Below are 4,873 nucleotides of genomic sequence, written 5' to 3'. Positions count from 1 at the left end.
GCGGCGGGGATGTCGAGGGTGGGGTGGGAGGCTGGTGTGAAGCTTCGGCGGTCGGAGCTCTTCGAAGCAAATGCGGGTTGATCTCAGTTTGCTAGTCAAGCTTTGAGATTTGCCCAAGACTGTCTGCAGGAGTTTTACTGTGAACAGGCGTCTATTCATCTCAATGTATCGCAAACGCCCTACCAAGACCGCTGATCGAAATTGGAGACGTCCGTTTCAAACGACGTGAAAAGCCTTGGTGGTTTCGGCTTTAGCAGCCGCCCCGCTTCAGGGGCGATCAAGCTTGCAGAACTCGCATTCCGCGGCGCCGTAGGTCCTGGTGATCTGCCGGGCGAAGCCATCGCGATTGCGGCCGGCCATCTGGTGGCACTGCGCAGGTCATGCGATTGAAGGTCCGCGCCGCAAGTCGAGCGCGCACACCCGCCGTTCGCCCAGCGCACGCGAAACCCGCGTGTTCGCAGTTGCCGGTTGTGGAAAACGCGCTAATGTCCTGATACGGGAGCGGTTCGAGGGCTTGGGGATGCCGATTCTGCTCGGTCTGGTCGCGTTCGTCGGCATCATCCTCGTCGCCCTCTACCGCATCAACAGTGCGATCGACTCGGTGCGTGAGCTCGACGGCAAGACGCAGGGCCTTCAGCGCGTCGCGCGCAACGCCGGCCTGTCCATCTTCGGATGGCGGCTGCAGCGCGTGACCGATCCGCGCCTCGCCGCGACGATCCTGATGCTGCAGCTCGTGCGAACCGGAGCGCCGGTGACGGCCGCCGAGAAGACGCGGATCATGGAAATCATGGAAACCGAGCTACACATCGGCAAGGTAGAGGCGATGTTCGTGCGAGCCTGGAGCTACACGGAGCAGAACCGCGTCTTCTCCCCGATCGCCGACGAGCTCATTCCGCTTCTACGCGACCGGCTGACGACGGTGGAGCGCGACGACCTGATCGGGATGCTGACCAAGGTCGCCAACGCCTATACGTCGCCGAGCGAGCTGCAGCTCGAGGCGATCAACCGCCTCAAGCGTCGCTTGTTGCTGCCGGAGCCGAACTTCACAGTGCAGGCCGAGCGGCCGTTCGGCGACGAGGCCGGCTGACGGTCGCGGCCCCCTCACTTCGCCGCCACGCTGTCCAGCCGCGGCACCCGGGCAAGCTGGCGGTCCAGTTCACGGAACTCGTATTCCGTAGCCCGATACGGCGTGGTGATCCGCCGGTCGAGGCCGTCGTTCAGCAGCACGTGGACGCCGTCGCGCCCGGCCATCTGGTGGCATTGCGCGCAGGTCATGCGGTTGAAGGTCAGGACTTCGGGGTCATGGCGGCGGGCGTCGCGGTAGGAGCGCGGCGTCAGGTCGTCGAGCACGCTGCGGAGTTCCGCCTGCTCCGCGCCCTTGGTCGTGCCGATCGCCAGGCGAAACAACGTGTTGTCGTAGGCGCTGGAGTAATAGCCGACGTTGACCCCGTCGCGGACGATCGGCGCCGCATCGAGGTTGCGCTCGGCATTGTAGGATCGGCTGAGAATGCCGAAGACCCATAGGCCGGTGAGCGAGGAGCTCCAGCTGAGCGTCTGTAGCGGGCGCTGGTTCATCACCTCCTGGACGAAGGCGGCCGTCGCCTTGTCGGAATCGGGGCTTTTGCTTTCCCGCAGGCCCGTGAGCGTATCCGCCTTGCGCAAGAACTCGGCCGTGGCGCGCTGGCGTTGTGCGAGCGGCAGCAGGCGGTCGACGGCGTCGAAGTCGAGGTGGAGAAACAACTGCTCGTAGGCGCGGCCTGGGAAGCGCGGGCTCATCAGCTGATAGACCATGCGGATCTGCGGCGTGTCCTGCAGGCCGGTGAAGTGTACGTCGCTCTCGGGTTCGCCGGGCCGCAGCACCAGCGATACCAGCTTGTAATGCGCGGGATCGGAGACGTCGCCGACGACATCGCGGATCGGCTCGACGGTGGTGCCCGAGGTGTAGAAGTTTTTCGGAGTCACCTGCGTGGTGATGTCGAGCGTGTCGCCGCCCGGCTCGCTCTTGGCGTCAAAATCCTTGGTCGGCTTGCCCTTGAGAAAATCCATCACCTTGGTGAAATCCTCGGCCGGCAGCGTCTGCTTCAGCGGAAACGCATCCTGCAGCGCAGGGCTTGCCGCCAGGAACAGATGCTTGGCCTGCGTCAGATTTTTGAGGCCGCTCTGCTTGCGTTGCGTATCGATGCCATAGTCCGGCTTAAAACCGTCGGGATAGAACCACATCGAATTGTCGCGCAGGTTGTAGCTCTCGTCGTAGCTCTCCCACTTGTCCTTGCCGGTCTTAAAATTCTGCGTGATCATTTTCAGCACGCCGACCTTGGCCTCGTATTTCGCCAGCAGGTCCGGCGGAATGTCGGCGAAAGTCTTGAAACTCTCGGCGTAACCGTAGATCGCCTTGAACGGATCGAAGCTTTCGCTCAGCTCATGCGCGGTGTGCTTGCCGCATTGCGCATCCGGGCGCAGCTTCACGTAATAGTCGAAGCTGATGTCGATCAGCGAATAGCCGTCGTTGCGCAGATCGTTGTACATGCCGGGAAATTCGTTGATGTGGCGGACCCAGTACACCGACTGGATGCGACACCCCTCCGGCGTATCGCCGACCGAAAAGTGATCGATGTGGCGGTTCTCTTCGGAAAATCCGGCCTTGATCAGCTGCGGCCAGCTCTGTTGGTAGCCAACCTGATAGACGGGATAGATTGGATCCGCGGCGCCGAGGCCGGTATCGAAGAAGAGGTACTTAAACTGCGGTCGCGTGCGCCCGGAATCCTGCTCGAAATGGGTAAGAATGTCGTAGACCGAGCCCGGCCGCAGCGCAGCGTGGTTGCTTTCGGTGATGACCTCCTGCCAGCGGTGGCGGACGATCGAGAGGGGATAGCCGTCGCCATAAATCGCGAAGATCGAGCCGAGACAGATGAACAGGAAGACGGCGATTTTTTTCATGCGCCATCCCTACGGGTTAAGGCGGATCGGCACAAACTGAGCCGTTGGGTTTTCGTTGGGCCGCGGTGCATCATGACGCAGATGTGTCGTGGGACGCGTTGCGCCGTATCGTCCCTCGCGATGCAAAGACCGGGATGGCACAACTGGGCGATGGCGCCGCCCGACGAGGCCGCGCTCCGCAGGCCAGCCGTGCGGCGCGCGCGGGGCGACCGGGGTTTTCCCTCCTGGACGCCCGCCAGACGCCGCCAGGATTCACATTGATGTGATGGTGTCGCGCGCTTTGATAAGCTGGTCTTAAGGTTGATCGGACACTACTTGAACACACAGAAAGCAATCATGCTTCCGGATAGCCGGTGTCGCGGCGTGTTGTGTGTATTGCCATGCGCGCACGGCTATCTATACAGCAGAGTGAGAGCCAGAAAATGAAAAAATCTATTCGCGCGATGTCCGTTGCTGTCGCGGGCGTGTCGATTATTGCCATGGGCACGCAGGCCTTCGCCCAGACCGCCGCGTCACCCTATACGGACAGCGACCGCGCCGCGATGAATCACTACCAGGCGTACAGCGACCTCACCACCGGCAGCATCCAGCGTGCGCCGACGCTGGGCCGCTTCACCAAGACGCCGGACGGCAACTTCAACTCGACCCGCAGCTTGGAAGAAGGCACCTCATCCGGCGACGGCAGTGGCCCTTTCGGTGGCAGCCCCAACGGCGGCTGAGACCATAATCATGTGATGCGACAGACGCGTCTGCGACTTCGGATGACCGGCATACATGGTGCCGGTCGTTTATTTCGATCGATATCGATGAACTTTGCTATCAAACGAGACGAACGATCCTGTTCGCGCTCGAACTAGGCACGACGGACAGCGTCCAAAAGCGGAAGATCGTTGCGCGCCAGCGTCCACAGGACGGGACCGGCGATATGACCGGATCACGCTACTTCGGCTTCCGCAATTCCTTCAACATCGCCGCCGTGCTGAGGCGCCGGTAGCGCACGCCCTTGCTGCTGCGGAAACGGGTGCGGCCGCGGCGTTCGGCGACGCCGATCGCGATCAAAACCGCGACGATGATGGCGAGATGGGCGAGGGCGAAGGCTTCGGCGGACATTGCATCGAAATTTCTGGCCGGCTGTGGCGGCGCGGGTTTCCCGACCCGAACCTGTCAGCGGCTGTCGGTAGCGGCAAGACGGACTTTCAGACCCTGTCGGCAGAGCCGATCCGCGATGTCGGCAATCGCGCCCCGGCGTCAGGCCGGTTCGGGTTCCAGAACCACCGCCCCGGGCATAAATTCCGCCGCATGCTTGCAGGCGAAATCCCACATCGCCTCGCCGACCGGCGTCGGCGACCAGTTGGCGCGGCGCACCAGAAACCATTGCCGGACGATCGGCAGGCCCTTGACGTCGAGCACGGCGAGCCGCCCCGCCGCCACCTCGGCCTCGATCGTGTGGGCGGAGATCAGGCTGAGGCCGAGCCCGGCCATCACCGCCTGCTTGATCGTCTCGTTGGAGCCGATCTCGAACTTGATGTGCGGCTGGCGCACCACGATGTCGCCGAAGAAGAAATCGAAGATCGTGCGGGTGCCGGACCCATCCTCGCGGACGATGAAGCTTTCCTGGGCCAGTTCGCTCTTGTCGATATCGCGCTTGCCGACCAGTGGATGCTCGAGCGGCGCGATCATCACCTGTGGATGCCGACCGATGACCTGGCTGATCACCGGGAAATCTGTCGGCGGCTGGCCCATCAGCGCGATGTCGATCTCGTAGTCGCGGAGCAGGGTGATCGTCTCCTGCCGGTTGCCGATGGAGAGCGACAGGTCGATCTTCGGGTTCTCTTTCGAGAAGGCGGCGACGATGCGGGGGGCAAAATATTTCGCCGTCGAGACGATGCCGACCGAGATGTGGCCGGCGTGCTTGCCCTTTATCGCGGCGAGCGTG

At 62.6% G+C, this 4,873-nt stretch carries 5 protein-coding genes; 2 read left to right on the top strand and 3 right to left on the bottom strand.

Features of this window, described 5'->3' with window-relative positions; all coding sequences use genetic code 11:
- The first annotated feature begins 520 nt into the window (after positions 1 to 520).
- Complete coding sequence (locus GSQ79_RS17345) at positions 521 to 1,087, top strand: TerB family tellurite resistance protein (protein ID WP_158809930.1); 567 nt, start codon at positions 521 to 523, stop codon at positions 1,085 to 1,087.
- A 14-nt stretch (positions 1,088 to 1,101) separates the two neighbouring features.
- Here the strand turns inward: GSQ79_RS17345 and GSQ79_RS17340 are convergent, their stop codons facing one another.
- Complete coding sequence (locus GSQ79_RS17340) at positions 1,102 to 2,937, bottom strand: hypothetical protein (RefSeq protein WP_158809929.1); 1,836 nt, start codon at positions 2,935 to 2,937, stop codon at positions 1,102 to 1,104.
- Positions 2,938 to 3,359: 422 nt separating this feature from the next.
- Between GSQ79_RS17340 and GSQ79_RS17335 the strand changes: the two genes are divergently transcribed.
- Complete coding sequence (locus GSQ79_RS17335) at positions 3,360 to 3,656, top strand: hypothetical protein (RefSeq protein ID WP_158809928.1); 297 nt, start codon at positions 3,360 to 3,362, stop codon at positions 3,654 to 3,656.
- Positions 3,657 to 3,876: 220 nt separating this feature from the next.
- On the opposite strand, the gene GSQ79_RS17330 is transcribed toward GSQ79_RS17335, so the two are convergent.
- Positions 3,877 to 4,047, bottom strand: a complete 171-nt coding sequence (locus tag GSQ79_RS17330) for a hypothetical protein (RefSeq protein WP_158809927.1) — start codon at positions 4,045 to 4,047, stop codon at positions 3,877 to 3,879.
- A 138-nt stretch (positions 4,048 to 4,185) separates the two neighbouring features.
- Positions 4,186 to 4,873, bottom strand: a 688-nt coding sequence (locus GSQ79_RS17325) for a LysR substrate-binding domain-containing protein (RefSeq protein ID WP_158809926.1), incomplete at its 5' end; no start/stop codon positions are given.

It is taken from the genome of Beijerinckia sp. L45 (genome assembly GCF_009765775.1).
In the GTDB taxonomy this organism is placed as follows: domain Bacteria; phylum Pseudomonadota; class Alphaproteobacteria; order Rhizobiales; family Beijerinckiaceae; genus RH-AL1.
The sequence above is the reverse complement of the archived record's forward strand: the minus strand, read 5'-3'. Positions and strand labels throughout refer to the sequence as shown.

What these genes read in the sequence shown, in the direction of transcription:
- GSQ79_RS17340 (WP_158809929.1), bottom strand. Translation starts at nt 2,937, where the DNA reads ATGAAAAAAATCGCCGTCTTCCTGTTCATCTGTCTCGGCTCGATCTTC.
- GSQ79_RS17345 (WP_158809930.1), top strand. Translation starts at nt 521, where the DNA reads ATGCCGATTCTGCTCGGTCTGGTCGCGTTCGTCGGCATCATCCTCGTC.
- GSQ79_RS17335 (WP_158809928.1), top strand. Translation starts at nt 3,360, where the DNA reads ATGAAAAAATCTATTCGCGCGATGTCCGTTGCTGTCGCGGGCGTGTCG.
- GSQ79_RS17330 (WP_158809927.1), bottom strand. Translation starts at nt 4,047, where the DNA reads ATGTCCGCCGAAGCCTTCGCCCTCGCCCATCTCGCCATCATCGTCGCG.